This window comes from Oceanobacter sp. 1_MG-2023, from assembly GCF_030689025.1.
GTDB lineage: Bacteria > Pseudomonadota > Gammaproteobacteria > Pseudomonadales > Oceanobacteraceae > Oceanobacter.
The window spans coordinates 16,945-35,922 of sequence record NZ_JAUYWA010000022.1; the positions used below are offsets into that span (position 1 = coordinate 16,945).

The following is an 18,978-nucleotide window of genomic DNA, read 5'->3' on the forward strand; positions in this document are numbered from 1 at the left end:
TATGTCGGACAAGCAACCAGCACGCGGTGCCACTCTGACACCAGTCAGACGTGAGCCAATTACCCGGCGACTGCATATTCCCGTTCAGGTCTGGATCGGACTGGTTATTGCGCTGCTCTTTGTCGGTGCCGGAGTTGTTGTACGTCAGGCCTATCACACCTGGCCGGTTCAAGCGGTGGTGGTGGTTGGCCGGCTGAATGTTTTGAATGCAGAAGATATTGCGCGCCAGTTATTGTGGGTGAGAGACAAGAGTTTCTTTACTCTGGATGTGAACCAGGTTCAGCAGCAGGTGGCGGCTATTCCACTGGTGAGCCGTGTTGCGGTCAGAAAGCACTGGCCGGACAGTGTGGAATTACTGTTGTATGAGGAGTTGCCGGTGGCGCTATGGAATGATGAACAGCTACTGACTGCCACGGGTCGTCTGTCGGCAATACCGCCTGGATTCGCCACAACCGGGCTGATGCGACTATACGGGGCTGATCCGGTGAAGAATGAATCAGTGAAATATTTTCGACGTCTGCAGCAGGCTTTGACTGGTCAGGGTTTGACCGTGAACAGCATGAGTGTTAATGCGGTGCAGGCAGTCGATGCAACATTGTCAAATGGCTGGATTGTTCGTTTTGGACGCCAGTATTTTGAAGAACGATTACAGCGTCTGATTGCTCTATTGGGAGCGCTGGATGCTAAAGAGGTACGCCAGGTGGATTTGAGATATGGCAAGGGTGCGGCTATTCGCTGGCAAACAACAGGGGTAACCGGGTAATGGCAAATGCACAGGCAGGTCAAATGCTGGTGGGACTGGATATAGGAACGTCCAAGATTGTTGCTATTGTCGGGGAAGTGACATCAGATGGCGGTATTGAAATTGTTGGTCTCGGTAGTCACCCCAGTCGGGGGATGAAAAAAGGCGTAGTGGTTAATATCGAGTCCACTGTGCAGTCAATTCGCCGTGCAGTTGAAGAAGCCGAACTGATGGCGGGCTGTACCATTCATTCGGTGTATGCCGGTATTGCTGGCAGCCATGTACAGTCACAAAACTCCAATGGCGTAGTCGCCGTCAGAGGAGCCGAGATCACGGAAGCCGACGTGGAGCGGGTCATCGACGCTGCTCAAGCTGTCGCTATTCCACAGGATCGACGTACGATCCATGTTCTGCCCCAGGAATATTCAGTCGACCATCAGGAAGGTATTCGTGAACCGGTAGGAATGGCCGGTGTCAGGCTGGAGGCCAAGGTACATCTGGTAACTGCAGCGGTGAATGCAGCGCAAAATATTGAACGTTGTGTACAACGTTGTGAACTGAGTACTGATGATATTATTCTGGAACAATTGGCATCCAGTTATGCCGTGTTAAGTGATGATGAGCGGGAATTAGGAGTCTGTATGGTAGATATCGGTGGTGGTACCACTGATATAGCTATTTTTACCGATGGCGCTATACGGCACACCGCTGTTATTCCAATTGCAGGGGATCAGGTGACCAATGATATCGCAATGGCATTATTAACACCGACCCAGCATGCCGAAGCGATAAAAATCAAGTACGCCTGCGCCTTGCGCCAGTTGGCGCACGAAGATGAGATGATCAATGTTCCGAGTGTTGGTGAACGCCCGCCACGTCAGCTGTCACGGCAATCTTTGGCAGAAGTGGTCGAGCCTCGATATGATGAATTATTTTCTCTGATTCAGGCAGAATTGCGTCGTAGCGGCTATGATGAATTAATCCCTGCTGGTGTTGTACTGACCGGCGGCACATCAAAAATGGAAGGTGTGGTTGAATTGGCAGAAGAGATATTTCATATGCCAGTCCGATTGGCCCGGCCTCATGGGGTTTCCGGGTTAACTGACGTAATTAATAACCCTATTTATAGTACCGCTGTAGGGTTACTTCTTTACGCTGTGAAACAGGCTAAAAATAAGCCAGTAGCTATAATTGAAGGTAAATCACATTCCGGGATCTTTACACAGTTATCGGAATGGATAAAAGGCAACTTTTAGTATTTAATGTAATGATGGGTAGTAGAGAGGGGGGGGCATCATGTCATTTGGAAAAGAAGGCGATATGTTTGAGTTAGCAGATGATGTGCCGGAAGAGGCGATAATCAAGGTTATCGGCGTGGGTGGCGGTGGCGGTAATGCCGTCCAGCACATGGTAGAAAGCAACATTGATAGCGTTGATTTTATCTGTGCCAATACCGACGCTCAGGCGTTGCGTAATGTTGGTGCTCGTTCTGTAATTCAACTGGGTGTTGGCCTGACCAAAGGACTGGGTGCTGGCGCGAATCCTGATGTTGGTCGCCAGGCGGCGATGGAAGATCGTGATCGTATCGCAGAGGCCCTGAAAGGTGCTGACATGGTCTTTATTACAGCTGGCATGGGGGGAGGCACTGGTACAGGTGGCGCTCCTGTTGTTGCTGAAATTGCCCGTGAACTGGGCATCCTGACTGTTGCTGTTGTTACTCGGCCGTTTTCGTTTGAAGGTAAAAAACGTATGGCCATGGCAGAAGTTGGCCTGAAACAGTTAAGCGAGCATGTTGACTCACTGATTACTATCCCTAATGAAAAACTCCTGTCGGTCCTGGGTAAAGGCACCACATTGATGGATGCTTTCCGCACTGCCAATGACGTGCTGTATGGCGCGGTCAAAGGCATTGCCGATCTGATTACCCAACAAGGCATGATCAACGTTGACTTTGCCGATGTGCGCACAGTGATGTCCGAAATGGGCCAGGCCATGATGGGTAGCGGTTCCGCCAGTGGCGAAGACCGTGCACGTCAGGCCGCAGAAGCAGCTGTTGGCAGTCCTCTGTTGGAAGACGTCAACCTGAAAGGAGCACGTGGCATCCTGGTGAATGTGACCGCAGGCTATGATTTGTCATTGGGCGAATTCTCGGAAGTAGGTGACATTATTGGTGAATACGCTGCTGAAGATGCAACGGTTGTTGTCGGTACTGTTATTGATCCGGAAATGACCGATGAGCTGCGGGTTACTGTTGTTGCCACTGGCCTGAATTTCCATGCCAGCAGTTCTTCAGCTCCTGCAACGGAACCCCGTCCAAAAAAAGTAGTCGATAATACACCGGCGCCAAAGCGTGCAGATGGTACTCCAGACTACAACAAGCTTGATCGTCCAGCCGTGACTCGTCAGGCTGGAGCGGGAGCTCAAGCTGCGACAAAAGCGGAACCACAAACACGGCAAGACATGGAGTATCTGGATATACCTGCTTTCTTGCGTCGTCAGGCAGATTGAGTAAAAAGAGCATGCCGCTAGCGTGTTCTTGCATTCCTGCTATAATTGCAGGATCTATCTATTTGTATAAGAAACGACCAGAAATGGCAGGATTGTCAGAATGATCCCTCAACGCACCTTAAAGAACACTATCCGCGCTTCAGGTGTAGGCCTTCACTCCGGTGAAAAGGTCTACCTGACTCTGAAGCCCGCCCCGGTTAATACAGGGATCGTATTCCGTCGTACCGATCTTGACCCTGTCGTTGATATTCCTGCGCATGCGTTGAATGTCGGCGAAACCACCTTGTCCACCACCCTTGTACGTGATCACGCCAAAGTCGATACGGTAGAACACCTGTTGTCGGCCATGGCCGGGCTGGGTATCGACAACGCGATTGTAGAAGTCAGTGCCCGCGAAGTGCCTATTATGGACGGCAGCTCTGGCCCATTTGTATTTTTGCTGCAATCGGCAGGTTTGATGGAGCAGGATGCTCCAAAGCGTTTTATCCGTATCAAACGTCGTATCGAAGTCAAAGAGCGTGACAAAACCGCTTCTTTTGCTCCTTATGATGGCTTCAAGGTATCGTTTGAAATTGATTTCGATCATCCAGTACTCAAACAGAGTGTTCAGAAGGCCAGCCTGGATTTTTCCTCGACGTCATACGTCAAGGAAGTAAGCCGTGCGCGTACCTTCGGCTTTACCAAGGATCTTGAGTATATGCGCTCCAAGAACCTGGCGCTGGGCGGTAGCGTTAAAAATGCGATCGTAGTGGATGATTATCGGGTTCTGAATGAAGACGGCTTGCGTTATGAAGATGAGTTCGTCAAACACAAGATACTGGACGCAGTCGGTGATCTGTATTTGCTTGGGCATAGCCTGATCGGTGAGTACATTGGCTACAAGTCTGGTCATGGGCTGAATAACTGTCTGTTACGAGAGTTGCTGGCGCATGAAGATGCATGGGAATTCGTTGAATTTACCGAAGAAACTGCACCGATTACTTATATGCGCCCAGCTGCTGCTGGCTGATTGCATCTGAAAAACTATAGCAATACCCGAAGGCCATACTATATGGCCTTGTTTTTGTCTGTTTGTTGGTGGATTCTGATGAGTTTTGCGGTTTGTAAGGCTTCGTTTGTGATGCGGTTGGTGTCAATAAGTAGCAAGCAAGTTGGTAATCGTCACTTACCTGGTTATTTATGAACATTATTGTTGTTGGTCAGCGTCACGGAGAGTCCCGTACTTACCGATTGACCACACCTGCCAAGACATTGTTATTTGGGTGCCTTGTGGCCCTGCCTTTTGCAATGGGGATGGCCGGGTTCTGGTTGGTTGACTGGTTGGCAGATGAAGGTTTTTCCCTAGAGCCACAGGCAGCAGAAGCCTGGGAAAATGATCTCAGCCTGCAGCGTCAGGAGCTGGAGCAGATTCGTGTCCAGACCAATCAGGAATTACAGGCATTAACGGTCAAACTGGCCGAGCTGCAGTCCCGTCTGATGCGTTTGGATGCTCTGGGTGAACGCCTGGTCAGTGTTGCCAATCTGGAAGCCGATGAATTCGATTTTTCCATGGCACCTGCTTTGGGCGGGCCAAAGACACTGGGTGAAGCCTACGAAGCGCCGGAAATCAGCGATGTGCTGAATGACCTGGCTAATCGTATTGGTCATCGTGAGCAGCAGCTGGAAGTGCTGGATGACCTGATGTCTGCCCAACGGCTGGATGCGGATACATTTGTAACTGGCCGACCGATCAAAAAAGGCTGGATGTCTTCCCGCTATGGTCGTCGTACCGATCCTTTTACCGGCCAGCTGGCCTGGCATGGCGGTGTTGATTTTGCCGGTAAGCAGGGGTCGGATATTATTGCGGTTGCGTCTGGGGTTGTTACCTGGGCTGGTGATCGTTATGGCTATGGCAAACTGGTTGAGATCAATCACGGCAATGGCTATAAAACGCGTTATGCCCACTGCTTTGAGCTGAACGTCAAGGTTGGCGATATCGTTCGTAAAGACGATGTTATTGCCTTGATGGGAAGTAGTGGCCGTTCAACCGGCCCTCATGTGCATTTTGAAGTGTACAAGAACGGCCGGACAGTTGACCCATCTGCATATCTTCATCGTACCCTCCGATAGGCATTGATCAAATTACTTGTCACCATCTCGGACTTGTCATCTGAAGCGCGTATAATCGAGCGTTTCAGTCCGTCCGGGCCTCACTGTATTTGCAAATTGGATAGTTAGAATCTCATGATGGGTAATATTTTTCGCAAGCTTTTCGGCAGTAAAAATAGCCGGGAACTGAAGCGTATGGGTAAGCTGGTTACACAGATAAACAGCCATGAAGAAGCCCTGAAAGCGCTTGTTGATGCCGAGTTGCAGGCCAAAACTGCTGAATTCAAGCAGCGCCTGGAAGGTGGTGAAAAACTGGATGCCCTGCTGCCAGAAGCTTTCGCCGTCTGCCGGGAAGCCAGCCGGCGAGTGATGGGGATGCGTCACTTTGACGTCCAGCTGATTGGTGGTGTTACCCTGCATGAAGGCCGTATTGCCGAGATGCGTACCGGCGAAGGTAAAACCCTGGTGGGTACCTTGCCAACCTATCTGAATGCTTTGACAGGCAAATGCGTCAGTGTCGTTACCGTGAACGATTATCTCGCGCGTCGTGATGCCGAGTGGATGCGTCCACTGTATGAATACCTGGGGTTGAGTGTTGGTGTTGTTGTCCCCGGCCAGCAAACCGCAGAAAAGCGCGAGCAATATCAAGCGGACATCGTGTACGGCACCAACAACGAATTCGGTTTCGATTACCTGCGCGACAATATGGCGTTTTCTCTGGACGATAAGGTGCAGCGCGAATTGTATTTCGCCATCGTCGATGAGGTGGATTCCATTCTGATCGATGAAGCCCGAACTCCTTTGATTATTTCTGGCCCTGCTCAGGATAATTCCGAGCTGTACCGCAAGATCAATTTGCTGGCACCCAAGCTGGTCCAAGGTGAACTGGACGAAGACGATACCCCGGTTTCCGGGCACTTTATTATCGATGAAAAAACCCGTTCAGTTGAAATGACTGAGGAAGGGCACGAATTTGTTGAAGGCATGTTGGTTGACGAGGGAATTCTGGAAGCCGGTGAAAGCCTGTATGCCACCCAGAATCTCAACTTGCTGCACCATGTCCATTCCGCTTTGCGGGCCCATGTGATTTACCATAAAAACGTCGACTATATTGTCCAGAATAACCAGATTGTTATTGTCGACGAGCATACCGGACGTACCATGCCAGGACGTCGCTGGAGCGAAGGCCTGCATCAGGCTATTGAAGCCAAAGAGGGTGTCCGTATCCAGGCCGAAAGTCAGACTCTGGCTTCCACGACCTTCCAGAACTACTTCCGGCTGTATGAAAAACTGGCTGGTATGACTGGTACTGCCGATACCGAAGCATTTGAATTTAACCAGATCTATGGCCTTGATGTGGTGGTGATTCCGACCAACAAACCCGTCCAGCGAATCGATTACAATGATGTGATTTACGCTACCCAGCCAGAAAAATACGCAGCGGTTGTCGAAGAAGTACGTGCGGTAATTGAGCTGAAACGTCCGGTACTGGTGGGTACCGCGTCGATTGAATCTTCCGAATATGTGGCTGGATTACTGACAAAAGCCAAGATTCCGCACAATGTGCTGAACGCCAAGGAAAATGCACGCGAAGCAGAAATTATCGCTGATGCCGGTCGTCCGGGAGCCGTGACCATCGCGACCAACATGGCAGGTCGTGGTACCGATATCATGCTGGGTGGTAACTGGGAGTCTGAAGTTGCCCGCCTGGATAATCCTACCGAGGAAGAAATCGCCGCAGTCAAGAAGGACTGGCAAGAACGGCATGATGCGGTATTGGAAGCCGGGGGTCTGCATATCGTCGGTACCGAACGTCATGAATCACGCCGTATCGATAATCAGCTGCGTGGTCGTGCGGGTCGTCAGGGGGATGCCGGTTCAACCCGGTTTTTCCTGTCGCTGGATGACAGTCTGATGCGTATGTTCATGTCCGACCGTATGCGTAACATGATGCAAGCGCTGGGCATGAAAGACGGCGAATCCATCGAGCACAAAATGGTCACCAATGCCGTTGAGAAAGCACAACGCAAGGTGGAAGGCCGTAACTTTGATATTCGTAAACAGCTGCTTGAATACGATGATGTTGCCAACGATCAACGTCGGGTGGTTTATGAGCAGCGTAATGACCTGATGGCGATGGAAGATATTGGTGACATTATCTCCACGATCCGGAAAGACGTGGTTGATGATGCGATTAATGACTATATCGCCCCACAAAGTCTGGAAGAGCAGTGGGATATCGCTGGGCTGGAAGCGCATCTGAAATCAGAATTTGATGTCGATTTACCAATTCAGCAATGGCTGGACTCGGAAGACAAACTGTACGAAGAGACGCTGCGTGAACGTATTCTGACGGCCATTGAGCAAGCCTACCAAGAGAAGGAAGCATCTGCCGGTCGGGAAACACTGCGTGGTTTTGAAAAGCAAGTCATGCTGCAGATCGTCGACAACCTCTGGAAAGAGCACTTGGCGACCATGGATCATCTGCGTCAGGGAATCCACTTGCGCGGTTATGGCCAGAAGAACCCGAAACAGGAATACAAGCGTGAATCATTTATCCTGTTCCAGGAATTGCTGAGCAACATCAAGCGCGAAACCATCCGTGTACTCTCTCATGTCAAAGTGCGTGAAGAGTCAGAAGTGCAGGCAATGGAAGAAAAACGCCGGGCGGAAGCTGAAGCCCAGGCCCAGTTGGCCAAGTACGAACACGAAGCAACGACCAGCATGGTGGCGGATGAGCCAATCGAGCAGGCCGAAGGTGATGATCAGGCGCAGCCATTTGTACGTGACGATCGCAAGGTAGGCCGTAATGAGCTCTGCCCGTGTGGTTCGGGTAAAAAATACAAGCATTGCCATGGCAAGCTGTCATAAGGCACAAGAGAAACAAGATGGCCGTTAATTTTTCTGTATTTGAAGATTTTGCAACTGTTGCCGGTGTGCGGCTGGGGGTTGCCCAGTCTGCCGTGCGTTATCCAAACCGGGACGACATGGTAATTTTTGAGCTGGCGGAAGGCACAGAAGTCGCCGGAGTATTTACCCGAAATGCCTTTTGTGCCGCCCCGGTCGTGGTTGCTCGTGAACATCTGGCGCTGCAGGCGCCACGTTACCTGCTGATCAATACCGGCAATGCCAACGCCGGGACAGGCAAGCAGGGATTTGCCAATGCTCGACGTAGTTGTGAGCTACTGGCGCAGGCAACCGGTGTGGCCAGCAATCAGGTCTTGCCATTCTCGACCGGCGTGATTGGTGAGCCGCTGAATATGGATGCCTTTGAACGGGGTATTCCACTGGCTCTGGCTCACCTGGGCGACGATCAGTGGGCCCGTGCAGCCCGTGGCATCATGACAACCGACACCTTGCCCAAAGGTTACTCTCACTGTTTTGAGCTGGATGGCCACGAAGTAACGATCACAGGCATCTCCAAGGGTGCTGGTATGATCAAGCCGGATATGGCGACCATGCTGGGTTTTATCGCCACGGATGTTCGCATTGACAAAACCGTGCTGGAACAGTGGTGTGGACGCCTGGCGAATGCCTCGTTCAACCGTATTACCATTGACGGTGATACCTCCACTAACGACAGTTGCCTGTTAATTGCAACAGGTCAGTCGACCCTGACCATTGATGATGCCGATTCGCCAGTGGCTGAAGCCCTGTTTGCCGAACTGAAAATCGCATTCCAGTTGTTGGCTCAGGCCATTGTGCGTGACGGGGAAGGGGCAACCAAGTTTGTCACCGTCGAAGTGGTCGAGGCACAAGCCGCGCAAGAAGCGCTGGATGTGGCCTATACCGTGGCCCATTCACCTCTGGTCAAGACAGCGATGTTTGCCTCCGATGCCAACTGGGGTCGTATTCTGGCCGCTGTTGGTCGTGCCGGTGTAGCAGATATGGAACTGGAAAAAATCCAGATCTGGCTGGATGACGTACAAATCGTGGAAGATGGCGGTCGTTGTGATGGTTATAACGAAGATGCTGGCGCTGCGATTTTCAAACAGCCCGAGTTTACCGTACGTATTGCCCTTGGGCGTGGTGATGTAACTGAGACTATCTGGACGACCGATCTGTCGCATGAATATATCAGCATCAATGCTGATTACCGTTCCTGATGGCAATTGGCGCTGATACCCAGCCACTTCAACTGGCTGTTGCCGTTGCGGTGATCTGTAATCCGCAACAGCAAATCCTGATCGCAAAACGTCCGTATAACAAACATCAGGGCGGCTATTGGGAATTTCCAGGTGGCAAAATTGAAGCTGGGGAAACAACGACGGCCGCGCTGATACGAGAGCTGGACGAAGAGCTGGGATTGCAGCTGGAGCCTGCCTGCCTGTCGGCACTGATTGAAGTCTGCTTCGATTATCCTGACAAGTCGGTGAGACTGGATGTGTATTGGGTTGCTGTTACGGCGGCTGAAGCGTTACAGGCTCATGGTGCCGAAGGCCAGCCGATTACCTGGGTAACCGCCAGGGAATTGCTTGATTACAATTTTCCGGCGGCGAATCAGCCGATTCTGGAAGCAACACTGCATCGTTTGGCCCAATCAAACCTGGCTGAATAACCGCAAGCCGGTTATTCAAACGCGGTTAAAAATGGCCATACGGTCAGCATGATAATAATAGCTATCGCCACTACTACCAGAAAAAAATCGACGGGACGTTCCTGAAAGCGCTGGCGTAGAGACGCTGGTAGCTGATCCGGATCGTCAGTCTGTTTTTGGGTTAACAGATTGTGCTGTACCTGGTCGATCAGGGATCTGGCTTCGGCATAATCGTCAGCACTCACTAACCAGATAGCTGCTACCGCTATCCCCCAACGCCCGGCATGGGTTTCATAATACGGAATATCATGCTGTTCCAGTAAAGCCCGCACGGCATTGGCTTCTTCATCCGGTACGTTATTCAGCTTGAATAATAATCTGGCCATCAGGGTTTGCTCGTTGCAGATGTTGGTCGGACCGTGATGATCAGACCGGCAGCACATATCAGGGATATCAGGCAGAAAGCATATAGAGGAATCAGTCCCCAGTGGGTGTAGGGGGTTTCTCCTGTGCGTAATTCCGCCTTGGCGGTCAGACTGCCCAGGGTACTGGTCTGTAGCTGTTTTACGATACGGCCGTGATGGTTGACCAGCGCGGTGATACCGGTGTTGGTCGAGCGGAGCAAATAGCGTCCGGTTTCCAGTGCGCGCATTTGCGCCAGTCCCATATGCTGTTTTGGCCCGAGAGAGTCACCAAACCAGGCGTCATTACTCACTGTAACCAGCAGGTTGGCATTCTTGGCCATCTCGCCCACCAGTTGGGGGTAGGCGATTTCGTAGCAGATATAAGGGGCTATCAGATACAGCTGGTCATGTGCTTCAAAACGGATCAGCGGCTGCTCGGCAGCACCATGCAGAAAACTCGACATTTCCAGATCAAGAAAGGGAATTAATCCGCGTAGCTGACTTTCAAAAGGGATAAATTCGCCAAAAGGCACCAGTTGTTGCTTGTGATACAGGCCGTCAGCCATACCCGCCGCAACCACGCTATTGTGGTACTCCCCAGCCAGCGGATGATTGGGGGGATAACGGTAGGCAATGCCGGTAATCAAGCCGGTATTATGCAGTTGGGCGTTGTGACTGAGTTCGTCAAGATAGGGTAGAAACTGGTCATAAACCAGTGTCACGGCTGTTTCGGGCCAGACAATCAGGTCGCTGTCCCAGAGTTTTCTGGTTTCCTTGATATACAGGTTGATGGTCGGACTGACCATCTCCGGTTTCCATTTCAGGTTCTGGTTGATATTGCCCTGTACGCTGCTGACCGTTAGTGTGTCGATCGTCGTGGTCCACTGCTGCTGCTGTAACCAGTACCCCGTGGGCCAAAGCAGCAGTACTAACAAGTAACGTAGCCGGGTAGTGCGTAATGTCTGGATCAGGCTGCTGACGGTCAGTACCAGAATAACGGAAATACCATAGCTGCCGATCACTGGTGCCCAGCCCGCCAGCCAGGTGAACAAGTGAGCATCACCGGCAAATAACCAGGGAAAGCCGGTAAACAGCCAGCTTCGTACCCACTCACTGATAAACCAGAATGTTGGTAACAGCAGCCAGGGTATTACCTGCCGTCCATTACGACGGAACAGGGCATACAGTGCGAAACAGCCAGCCGGTACCAGAGCCAGTACGGCAGCAAAGGCGGCAGCCAGCAAGATGGCCAGTGGCGCAGAGGTGCCTCCAAAGTCATGCATGCTGACATAGACCCAGGAAACACCGCTACCAAATTGGCCAAAGGCATACCACCAACTACGCCCAAAGGCCTGTCGGCAAGAATCCGGTTGCCACAGCATATGGGTAAACAACGCCAGGCTGACCAGGCCCAGCGGCCACCAGTACAGTGGCGCCAGTGCGAGAGGGAAAATGGCACCAGCGGCCAATAACAACAGCCTTGAAATCCAGCGGTGGGAGATCATAGAGACCCTGGTGGAAGTGGTTGGCATCACACAGGGGTGACCTCAAGCAAGTTGATTTGACGGCTGGTGCCGTTAATGACCTTGAAGTGCCAGTTTTCGATATTGATGCTTTCGTTACACTCAGGTACCCGGCCAAAATGATGGATCACGATGCCGCCAATGGTATCGAAGTCATCATCACTGAAGCTGGCTTCAAAATGGTCGTTAAAGTCATCAACCGGAGTCAGTGCCTTGACCATAAAGATCTGGCTTTCGACTTCCTTGATCAGGCTCTCTTCTTCATCGAAGTCGTGTTCATCTTCAATATCACCAACAATCTGTTCCAGCACATCTTCGATGGTGACCAGGCCGGCGACGCTGCCAAATTCATCAACCACGATGGCCATATGGTTACGGGTTGCACGGAATTCCCGCAGCAAAACATTCAGCCGCTTGCTCTCTGGCACAAAGGTGGTTGGACGCAGTATATCCCGCAGGCGAAAATGATCGTGATGATCCGCCAACAGCAGTGGCAACAAATCCTTGGCCAGCATAATGCCGAGGATTTCGTTTTGACCTTCACCGAGTACCGGGAAGCGCGAGTGAGCTGATTCAATAATGCGCGGAATGCAGCCCTTGAGTGACTCGTTGATTTGAATCGAGACCATTTGGGCGCGGGGAATCATGATATCCCTGACCTGCATTTCGGAAACCTGCAGGGCACCTTCAAGAATGTTCAGTGTATCGTTATCGACAATGCTGCGCTCGGCAGCCTCGCGTACAATCACTTTGATGTCCTGACGGCTTTGTGGATCGTCAGAGAACAGGTCAGTCAGCTTTTCCAACCAACTTCGGGGGTCTTCGTTCATGGGGCCTCGTCTTGATAAGGGTCTGGGAAGTTGAGCTGTGCCAGCAGGCAACGCTCCAGTGCTTCCATCTCTTCCGCTTCGTCGTCATTTATATGGTCGTATCCGAGTAAATGCAAGCAGCCATGAATGACCATATGCGCCCAATGGGCCTCGTCGGATTTACCCTGTTCATGAGCTTCTTTGGTGACAATCTGCACACAGATGACCAAATCTCCCAATAACGGGATCGGCACCTGGGGCGGAGCCTCAAAAGGAAAGGACAGGACATTGGTGGGCGAGTCCTTTCCGCGATACTCATGATTCAATTGTTGACTTTCTTCCGCTCCACAAAGACGAATGGTTAACTCTGGCTCGTCATAAGGTGAGCGGTCGGTGAGCGCGGCGGTTACCCATTGCAAAAACTGCGCTTCCGTTGGCAGTTCTGTTGCGCCCGGATCGATCTCATCGGCTAGCTGTAAGTCCAGCAGAGGTGTGGTCATTGTGTGTTGGCCTGCTGTCGTTCCTGGCGGCGGGCTAGTCTGGCCTGCTCCTCTTGTTCGTCGTGACGGTCGTAGGCATCCACAATTCGTTGTACCAGTGGGTGGCGGACGACATCACGATTGTCGAAGCGGGTAATGCCAATGCCTTCAACGCCGTCGAGAACTTCCAGACCATGGCGCAAGCCGGACTGCACGCCACGGGGCAGGTCGGTTTGGGTAAGGTCGCCGGTAATCACCGCTTTGGAGCCAAAGCCGACCCGGGTCAGGAACATTTTCATCTGTTCTCTGGTGGTATTCTGGCTTTCATCCAGAATCACAAAAGAGTGACTGAGGGTACGCCCCCGCATATAGGCCAGTGGCGCTACCTCGATGATATTACGCTCCATCAGTTTGCCGACATGTTCAAAGCCCAGCATCTCGTAGAGAGCGTCGTACAGTGGCCGCAGATACGGGTCAATTTTTTGGGCCAGGTCACCGGGAAGAAAACCCAGTTTTTCACCAGCTTCCACGGCCGGGCGTACCAGCAGGATGCGTTTTACTTCATCTTGTTGCAGGGCTTCTACTGCGGCGGCAACGGCGAGAAAGGTTTTACCGGTACCTGCGGGGCCAATGCCGAAGCTGATGTCGTAGCGACGTATCTGGTGAATATATTCGCGTTGATGCTTGCCGCGGACTTTGACATAGGTCTGGGGGGTCTTGATAACCAGCGGGCCGTGGAGATCAGGCTGTTCTGGTGACTCTGCAATATCGCTGTCACTGTTACTGTTGTCACTGGCTTCATCATGCTGACTGATTTTATCTTCCGAGAGCAGTAAATGAATCAGGTCGGGTGTGATCGGCGTGCTATTGGCGGTCTCACGGTAAAGCCGTTCAATCAGCCGCGCTGCCCGCTGCCCGGCAATCTGGTCGCCTTCAAAGCGGAACTGACCGCCGCGATTATAGATCACCAGTTGGTAGTGGTCGGCAATCTGGCGAATATGGCTGTCCAGATGGCCACTGAGATTGGCGAGTCGGGAGGCATCTTCCGGCTGCAGCTCCAGAGTCTGGACGGCAGGATCCGCAGTAAGTGCTGGAGCGCTGGGCGTATCGGTCAAAAAAATCTCCTGAAAATAAGCAAAAGCGTACTGGTCTAATACGCCTGGTCAGCATCGATGATGACACCACGCAGACTGTTCGGGTAGGCATCTTCAATCTGCACCCGGACGAATTTACCAATCAGGCTATGGTCTTCATAGTGGAAGTTGACGACACGGTTGTTTTCAGTACGTCCCTGCAGTTCACCGGGGTCTTTGCGGGAGACGCCGGTGACCAGAATGGTCTCTTCCCGGCCAACCATACGACGACTGATCAGCTGGGCATTTTGCAAAATACGGTCCTGCAGAATATGCAGACGTTCTTTCTTGATGCTCTCTGGTGTCTCGTCCGGTAACTCAGCCGCCGGTGTACCGGGGCGGGCGCTGTAAATAAAACTGAACGAAGTATCAAAACCAATGGTTTCGATCAGCTTCATGGTGTCTTCAAAGTCTGCCAGTGTTTCACCCGGGAAGCCGATAATAAAGTCGGAGGAAATGGAGATATCCGGACGCAGCTTGCGCAGTCGCTCAATCTTGTCGATGTAGAGGTCAATTTCATGGCCGCGTTTCATCGCCGCAAGAATCCGGTTGGAACCACTTTGTACGGGTAAATGCAGATGGCTGACCAGTTCGGGGACTTCGGCATACACCTGGATCAGGCTATCGCTGAATTCCAGTGGGTGGGACGTGGTGAAACGGATACGGTCAATACCCTCGATATCGGCAACCTGAGTGATCAGTTCGGCAAGGTCGGCTTCGTCGTTGTCGGTGGTTTGGCCACGGTAGGCGTTAACATTCTGACCAAGCAAGTTGACTTCACGTACCCCTTGCGCTGCCAACGATTCGACTTCCTTGAGGACGTCGGCCAGTGGTCGGCTGACTTCTTCGCCGCGGGTGTAGGGCACAACACAGAAAGTACAGTACTTGGAGCAGCCTTCCATCACCGAGACAAACGCGCTGCAACCCTCTACCTTGGGAGCCGGCAAGTGATCAAATTTTTCGATCTCAGGGAAGGTAACATCCACTACCTGGATGGCATTGGCCGCCTTGTTGACCATGGATGGCAGGCGGTGCAACGTCTGGGGGCCAAACACCATATCGACAAAGGGAGCACGCTTGATAATGGCATCCCCTTCCTGGCTGGCAACACAACCGCCAACGCCGATTTTCAGGTCGGGATTTTTGGCTTTCAATTTTTTCCAGCGACCCAGCTCGTGGAAGACTTTCTCCTGGGCCTTTTCCCGGATGGAACAGGTATTCAGCAGAATAACATCGGCTTCTTCCGGGTTCTGGGTGATTTCCATTTTATGGCTGGACTCCAGCATGTCTGCCATTCGGGATGAATCGTATTCGTTCATTTGGCAACCGTGCGTTTTGATGTAAAGCTTTTTCGGTTGGTCCTGAGTGGCAGATGTCATGGGCAAAACAGCCTTCGGTATCGCGTAAAAAAAGGGGCGGTATTATACTTCGCTCCCTTCTGTTGATGCCAGTATGTATCAGCAGTCCTGATCGAGATTTTCTGTGTATTTGAGGTTGTCTGACGCCTGTATGAATTCGAAAGAAATAGCTGAACCCGTTTACCGTGTTGTTTTTTTACAGCAAGCGGAGGTATTTGAAATTTATGCGCGCTATATCTATCCCAGTGATTTATATGGTTTTGTTGAGATCGAACAATTGCTGTTTGGCGAGCGTTCCCAGGTGGTGGTTGATCCAGGCGAAGAGAGGCTGAAAAACACGTTTGCTGATGTCAAACGCACCTTTATTCCTATGCATGCCGTTATCCGTATTGATGAAGTCAGCAAAGAGGGTACGCCGACCGTGACCAAAACCGATGGTACGACCAATATCAGTGTCTTCCCCGGGCCAGGAGGAGGCCCGGCAGGACGGCGATAACGTCATTGATGACGGTTGGTGATGATGATTCCGGCACGGCTTGTCAGCTTCGGCAGGCCCTGCTATGTTCAGATGAGATGTTCCTGATGAGTAGGGGAGTGAGTCTCATGAATACAGAAGTGATGCCGTTGTTCTGGCGGATTGCCGAACACGAAAAAAACGGACTGGAAGCCGTTAGTCTGTTAATGCCTGCTCCGGTTAGCGGAGAAGAGCCTGCAGAATTCCCCACTGATGTTTTTTTCTGCTCTTCCAGAGAGCAAAAACCACCGGTTGACTTGCGCTGGTCTGATGAAGATTCTGACCTGTTTATGAGTCTGTTGGATCGCGTGGTGGATGTTGAGGAAAACAACGAAGTCACACTGGATATCAATGACGGTATCGTTCAGGGCATCGTGCAACTGGTAGCCTTGGCACGATTCAAGAAACCAGCCAGTACGGATGATCTGGTCGGTGAGGATTTTAATACCGAGCGGGAAGAAACCGAAATTGGCGATCTTGTGGCGCTGAATACCCGTTACGGTTATATCCTGGCGATTGTGGTCGGATTGGATTCCATCGATACCACCTGCGTCTTGCTGGAGTCTGTGGAGGATGAATCCGGACTGACTCTGGCGGCAGAAAACACCCTGGTTGTGGCTAACCGACTGTCAATCTTATCGAGCCGCTTTGCCGACTCGGATATTGGCCAAGGTGAGGTGCGGCACTGACGTTGATTGGCAGCGACATGTCGCTATATCTCATATGATTGCTTATTTCGCCAGCGCCAGTCGCTGGCGTTTTTGTTTCAGTATCAAGTGAGTCAGGGTGGAATAAAAACCAGTCCCGGCTTGAGAGTGGTAGCGGAGCTGAGCGGTAACTTCACTGGCCACAGTATTTGCAGTGGATTGCTTGTTCATGTGTGATCCTGTCCGAGTAGGTGAAAGAATATTCATTCCGTGTTCGTATCGTATTAGCAGCGTATGGCATCCCAGCACAGGCAGAGAATCTCGTTTTCATCACAGTTGACACAACTGAACTTCTCAGGTGCCTGCTGTTGTTTTTTGGCCATCATGGAAAGGCTTCCGTACGTCACGGTATTCAGCAGTTCGTTAGGAAGTTCTTTGAATACTCCCTGATGCTTGCCGTCATTCAGTAACTGCCCAATCACCTGCTGGAGCGTTGCCAGGGATTTTTCCCGTTGTTCCGGGCAAATCGTCGGTGACGCCAGCAGTTGATCCATCAGTGCCCGCTGGCAAGGGTTGGCCAGCACGTAGCGATAATAATTTCCCCACAAGGTGAAAAAGCGTTCGCGTAGTGACAGCGAGGGGTCGTAGCCCTCGGTACAGGCGGCGGTCAGCTTTTCAATCAGGTCATCAAACAAGGCACAAACCAGATCCTGCTTGGTCTCGAAATATCGATAGATAGTTCCAGCCCCACACCCGGCAAGGGCGGATATTTTGGACATTGGGCATGCTTGAAGGCCATGTTCAACAATCATTTTTGCTGTTGCTTTAAGGATATCTTCGCGCCTGTCTATCATGATGCTCTATTGCTTGTGACTGAATGTTCATTCTGTTCTTTGAAGAGCCTGTTTGCAATCCAATATTAGGGGAATATTAGGTATTGTTTTGGTTCAATCTGTTGATTATCTGCAACAGTTGTCAGGAAAGGGCAGTGCAGCGGTGAGCAAGGAGAGAGAATCGGTCAAAAGTGATACGAATAGCAGGCAGTCAGGACTACCTGTGCCTGCTATATTGTTGATATATCGGTTGATATTTCGAAGGTGGCCTCGAAAATTGCGTGCTTATACGTTGAAACGGAAATGGATAATATCACCGTCCTTGACGATATATTCTTTACCTTCCAGACGCCACTTACCGGCTTCTTTGGCACCGGATTCACCCCGATACTGGATAAAGTCGTTGTAACCAATCACTTCCGCCCGAATGAAGCCTCGTTCAAAATCGGTATGGATGGCAGCAGCAGCCCGTGGGGCGGTATCACCGACCTTGATGGTCCAGGCGCGAACTTCTTTTACACCTGCGGTGAAGTAGGTTTGTAATCCGAGTAATTCATAACCGGCGCGAATTACACGGTCCAGTCCTGGTTCTTCCATACCGATTTCGGAAAGGAATTCCATCTTGTCTTCATCATCCAGTTCAGCGATTTCAGACTCGATTTTGTTACATACCACGACCACCTGGGCACCTTCAGCAGCGGCGATATCGCGGACCACATCGAGGTGAGGGTTGTTGTCAAAACCGTCTTCCGCCACGTTGGCAATGTACATGGTGGGTTTGGTGGTCAGCAGGTGGAATGCGCGGGCGACCTTTTTCTCGTCATCACTCATATCCAGCATGCGGGCGGTATGGCCTTCTTCAAAATGAGGCAGCAAGCGCTCGAGCAAGGCTTTTTGTGCGATGGCGTCCTTGTCACCCCCTTTGGCGGTACGGGTGACACGTTGATACTGTTTCTCGCAGGAATCCATATCAGCCAGTACCAGCTCGGTATTGATAATATCGATGTCATCAGCCGGATTAACCTGGTTGGCAACGTGAATCACGTTGTCATCTTCAAAACAGCGGACAACGTGGGCGATGGCATCCGTTTCGCGGATATTGGCAAGAAACTGGTTGCCCAGGCCTTCACCCTTGGATGCACCGGCGACCAGCCCGGCAATATCAACAAATTCCATCGAAGTGGGAACAACGCGTTCCGGTTTGACGATTTCAGACAATTCATCCAGGCGTTTGTCGGGCATGGAAACCACTCCCGAGTTAGGCTCAATGGTGCAGAACGGAAAGTTCTCTGCGTCGATGCCGGCCTTGGTGAGTGCATTGAACAGCGTGGATTTTCCGACGTTGGGTAAGCCAACGATACCGCATTTAAAGCCCATAGATGGTTTCCTGTATCTGATAAAAA

The 18,978-nt window shown here is 51.4% G+C and carries 19 protein-coding genes; 10 read left to right on the forward strand and 9 right to left on the reverse strand.

The annotated features are described in order from the left end of the window. Position 1 precedes the first annotated feature (1 nt). The 8 genes from Q8W22_RS13180 (at position 2) to mutT (ending at position 9,896) form a co-directional block, all read left to right on the forward strand. Positions 2–763 (forward strand): cell division protein FtsQ/DivIB, encoded by a 762-nt coding sequence (locus tag Q8W22_RS13180; RefSeq protein WP_303433040.1) that lies wholly within the window; start codon positions 2–4, stop codon positions 761–763. Then, the gene (gene ftsA / locus Q8W22_RS13185; RefSeq protein WP_303433037.1) at positions 763–1,998 is read left to right on the forward strand and encodes a cell division protein FtsA; all 1,236 of its coding nucleotides are present in this window, start codon (positions 763–765) and stop codon (positions 1,996–1,998) included. Before Q8W22_RS13180 ends, ftsA begins: the two co-directional genes overlap by 1 nt. A 64-nt stretch (positions 1,999–2,062) precedes the next feature. Next, positions 2,063–3,250 (forward strand): cell division protein FtsZ, encoded by a 1,188-nt coding sequence (gene ftsZ, locus Q8W22_RS13190; RefSeq protein WP_303433086.1) that lies wholly within the window; start codon positions 2,063–2,065, stop codon positions 3,248–3,250. Positions 3,251–3,350: 100 nt separating this feature from the next. Continuing rightward, positions 3,351–4,259: a UDP-3-O-acyl-N-acetylglucosamine deacetylase gene (gene lpxC / locus Q8W22_RS13195; RefSeq protein ID WP_303433035.1), complete on the forward strand. Its 909-nt coding sequence runs from the start codon at positions 3,351–3,353 to the stop codon at positions 4,257–4,259. Between the two features lie 170 nt (positions 4,260–4,429). After that, positions 4,430–5,359, forward strand: a complete 930-nt coding sequence (locus Q8W22_RS13200) for a M23 family metallopeptidase (protein ID WP_303433033.1) — start codon at positions 4,430–4,432, stop codon at positions 5,357–5,359. Between the two features lie 114 nt (positions 5,360–5,473). Continuing rightward, a complete protein-coding gene (gene secA, locus Q8W22_RS13205) occupies positions 5,474–8,209 on the forward strand; it encodes a preprotein translocase subunit SecA (protein WP_305452628.1) in 2,736 nt (911 codons plus the stop codon). A gap of 17 nt (positions 8,210–8,226) precedes the next feature. Next, positions 8,227–9,444 (forward strand): bifunctional glutamate N-acetyltransferase/amino-acid acetyltransferase ArgJ, encoded by a 1,218-nt coding sequence (argJ, locus tag Q8W22_RS13210; RefSeq protein ID WP_305452629.1) that lies wholly within the window; start codon positions 8,227–8,229, stop codon positions 9,442–9,444. Next, positions 9,444–9,896: an 8-oxo-dGTP diphosphatase MutT gene (gene mutT, locus Q8W22_RS13215; RefSeq protein WP_305452630.1), complete on the forward strand. Its 453-nt coding sequence runs from the start codon at positions 9,444–9,446 to the stop codon at positions 9,894–9,896. Before argJ ends, mutT begins: the two co-directional genes overlap by 1 nt. Before the next feature lie 11 nt (positions 9,897–9,907). Here the strand turns inward: mutT and Q8W22_RS13220 are convergent, their stop codons facing one another. Genes Q8W22_RS13220 through miaB form a run of 6 tightly spaced genes read right to left on the reverse strand, consistent with a single transcriptional unit; the run spans position 9,908 to position 15,602 of the window. Then, positions 9,908–10,261, reverse strand: coding sequence for a DUF6164 family protein (locus tag Q8W22_RS13220; protein WP_305452631.1), 354 nt, complete (start codon positions 10,259–10,261; stop codon positions 9,908–9,910). Further along, complete coding sequence (gene lnt / locus Q8W22_RS13225) at positions 10,261–11,784, reverse strand: apolipoprotein N-acyltransferase (protein ID WP_305452632.1); 1,524 nt, start codon at positions 11,782–11,784, stop codon at positions 10,261–10,263. The genes Q8W22_RS13220 and lnt overlap by 1 nt, the downstream gene beginning before the upstream one ends. A 26-nt stretch (positions 11,785–11,810) precedes the next feature. Beyond that, positions 11,811–12,632: an HlyC/CorC family transporter gene (locus Q8W22_RS13230; RefSeq protein ID WP_305452633.1), complete on the reverse strand. Its 822-nt coding sequence runs from the start codon at positions 12,630–12,632 to the stop codon at positions 11,811–11,813. After that, positions 12,629–13,111 carry an rRNA maturation RNase YbeY gene (gene ybeY, locus Q8W22_RS13235; protein WP_305452634.1) on the reverse strand — a complete coding sequence of 161 codons (483 nt, stop codon included), beginning with the start codon at positions 13,109–13,111 and terminating at the stop codon, positions 12,629–12,631. Before ybeY ends, Q8W22_RS13230 begins: the two co-directional genes overlap by 4 nt. Then, positions 13,108–14,205 (reverse strand): PhoH family protein, encoded by a 1,098-nt coding sequence (locus Q8W22_RS13240; protein ID WP_303433024.1) that lies wholly within the window; start codon positions 14,203–14,205, stop codon positions 13,108–13,110. Before Q8W22_RS13240 ends, ybeY begins: the two co-directional genes overlap by 4 nt. Positions 14,206–14,240: 35 nt before the next feature. Beyond that, the gene (gene miaB, locus Q8W22_RS13245; protein ID WP_305452636.1) at positions 14,241–15,602 is read right to left on the reverse strand and encodes a tRNA (N6-isopentenyl adenosine(37)-C2)-methylthiotransferase MiaB; all 1,362 of its coding nucleotides are present in this window, start codon (positions 15,600–15,602) and stop codon (positions 14,241–14,243) included. A gap of 130 nt (positions 15,603–15,732) precedes the next feature. Between miaB and Q8W22_RS13250 the strand changes: the two genes are divergently transcribed. Together Q8W22_RS13250 and Q8W22_RS13255 are read left to right on the forward strand one after the other, a co-directional pair. Next, positions 15,733–16,077, forward strand: a complete 345-nt coding sequence (locus Q8W22_RS13250) for a DUF1820 family protein (protein ID WP_303433022.1) — start codon at positions 15,733–15,735, stop codon at positions 16,075–16,077. Between the two features lie 107 nt (positions 16,078–16,184). Further along, on the forward strand, positions 16,185–16,784 hold the full coding sequence (locus Q8W22_RS13255) for a hypothetical protein (protein WP_303433021.1): 600 nt from the start codon (positions 16,185–16,187) through the stop codon (positions 16,782–16,784). A gap of 42 nt (positions 16,785–16,826) precedes the next feature. Here Q8W22_RS13255 and Q8W22_RS13260 read toward each other — a convergent pair whose 3' ends face one another. The 3 genes from Q8W22_RS13260 to ychF form a co-directional block, all read right to left on the reverse strand. Beyond that, the gene (locus tag Q8W22_RS13260) at positions 16,827–16,973 is read right to left on the reverse strand and encodes a hypothetical protein (protein WP_305414995.1); all 147 of its coding nucleotides are present in this window, start codon (positions 16,971–16,973) and stop codon (positions 16,827–16,829) included. A 53-nt stretch (positions 16,974–17,026) separates the two neighbouring features. Further along, positions 17,027–17,596 (reverse strand): TetR/AcrR family transcriptional regulator, encoded by a 570-nt coding sequence (locus Q8W22_RS13265; RefSeq protein WP_303433019.1) that lies wholly within the window; start codon positions 17,594–17,596, stop codon positions 17,027–17,029. Between the two features lie 264 nt (positions 17,597–17,860). Further along, positions 17,861–18,952: a redox-regulated ATPase YchF gene (ychF, locus tag Q8W22_RS13270; protein ID WP_303433018.1), complete on the reverse strand. Its 1,092-nt coding sequence runs from the start codon at positions 18,950–18,952 to the stop codon at positions 17,861–17,863. Positions 18,953–18,978: the final 26 nt, after the last annotated feature.

What these genes read in the sequence shown, in the direction of transcription:
- Q8W22_RS13180 (WP_303433040.1), top strand. Translation starts at nt 2, where the DNA reads ATGTCGGACAAGCAACCAGCACGCGGTGCCACTCTGACACCAGTCAGA.
- ftsA (WP_303433037.1), top strand. Translation starts at nt 763, where the DNA reads ATGGCAAATGCACAGGCAGGTCAAATGCTGGTGGGACTGGATATAGGA.
- ftsZ (WP_303433086.1), top strand. Translation starts at nt 2,063, where the DNA reads ATGTTTGAGTTAGCAGATGATGTGCCGGAAGAGGCGATAATCAAGGTT.
- lpxC (WP_303433035.1), top strand. Translation starts at nt 3,351, where the DNA reads ATGATCCCTCAACGCACCTTAAAGAACACTATCCGCGCTTCAGGTGTA.
- Q8W22_RS13200 (WP_303433033.1), top strand. Translation starts at nt 4,430, where the DNA reads ATGAACATTATTGTTGTTGGTCAGCGTCACGGAGAGTCCCGTACTTAC.
- secA (WP_305452628.1), top strand. Translation starts at nt 5,474, where the DNA reads ATGATGGGTAATATTTTTCGCAAGCTTTTCGGCAGTAAAAATAGCCGG.
- argJ (WP_305452629.1), top strand. Translation starts at nt 8,227, where the DNA reads ATGGCCGTTAATTTTTCTGTATTTGAAGATTTTGCAACTGTTGCCGGT.
- mutT (WP_305452630.1), top strand. Translation starts at nt 9,444, where the DNA reads ATGGCAATTGGCGCTGATACCCAGCCACTTCAACTGGCTGTTGCCGTT.
- Q8W22_RS13220 (WP_305452631.1), bottom strand. Translation starts at nt 10,261, where the DNA reads ATGGCCAGATTATTATTCAAGCTGAATAACGTACCGGATGAAGAAGCC.
- lnt (WP_305452632.1), bottom strand. Translation starts at nt 11,784, where the DNA reads ATGATCTCCCACCGCTGGATTTCAAGGCTGTTGTTATTGGCCGCTGGT.
- Q8W22_RS13230 (WP_305452633.1), bottom strand. Translation starts at nt 12,632, where the DNA reads ATGAACGAAGACCCCCGAAGTTGGTTGGAAAAGCTGACTGACCTGTTC.
- ybeY (WP_305452634.1), bottom strand. Translation starts at nt 13,111, where the DNA reads ATGACCACACCTCTGCTGGACTTACAGCTAGCCGATGAGATCGATCCG.
- miaB (WP_305452636.1), bottom strand. Translation starts at nt 15,602, where the DNA reads ATGACATCTGCCACTCAGGACCAACCGAAAAAGCTTTACATCAAAACG.
- Q8W22_RS13250 (WP_303433022.1), top strand. Translation starts at nt 15,733, where the DNA reads ATGAATTCGAAAGAAATAGCTGAACCCGTTTACCGTGTTGTTTTTTTA.
- Q8W22_RS13255 (WP_303433021.1), top strand. Translation starts at nt 16,185, where the DNA reads ATGAATACAGAAGTGATGCCGTTGTTCTGGCGGATTGCCGAACACGAA.
- Q8W22_RS13260 (WP_305414995.1), bottom strand. Translation starts at nt 16,973, where the DNA reads ATGAACAAGCAATCCACTGCAAATACTGTGGCCAGTGAAGTTACCGCT.
- Q8W22_RS13265 (WP_303433019.1), bottom strand. Translation starts at nt 17,596, where the DNA reads ATGATAGACAGGCGCGAAGATATCCTTAAAGCAACAGCAAAAATGATT.
- ychF (WP_303433018.1), bottom strand. Translation starts at nt 18,952, where the DNA reads ATGGGCTTTAAATGCGGTATCGTTGGCTTACCCAACGTCGGAAAATCC.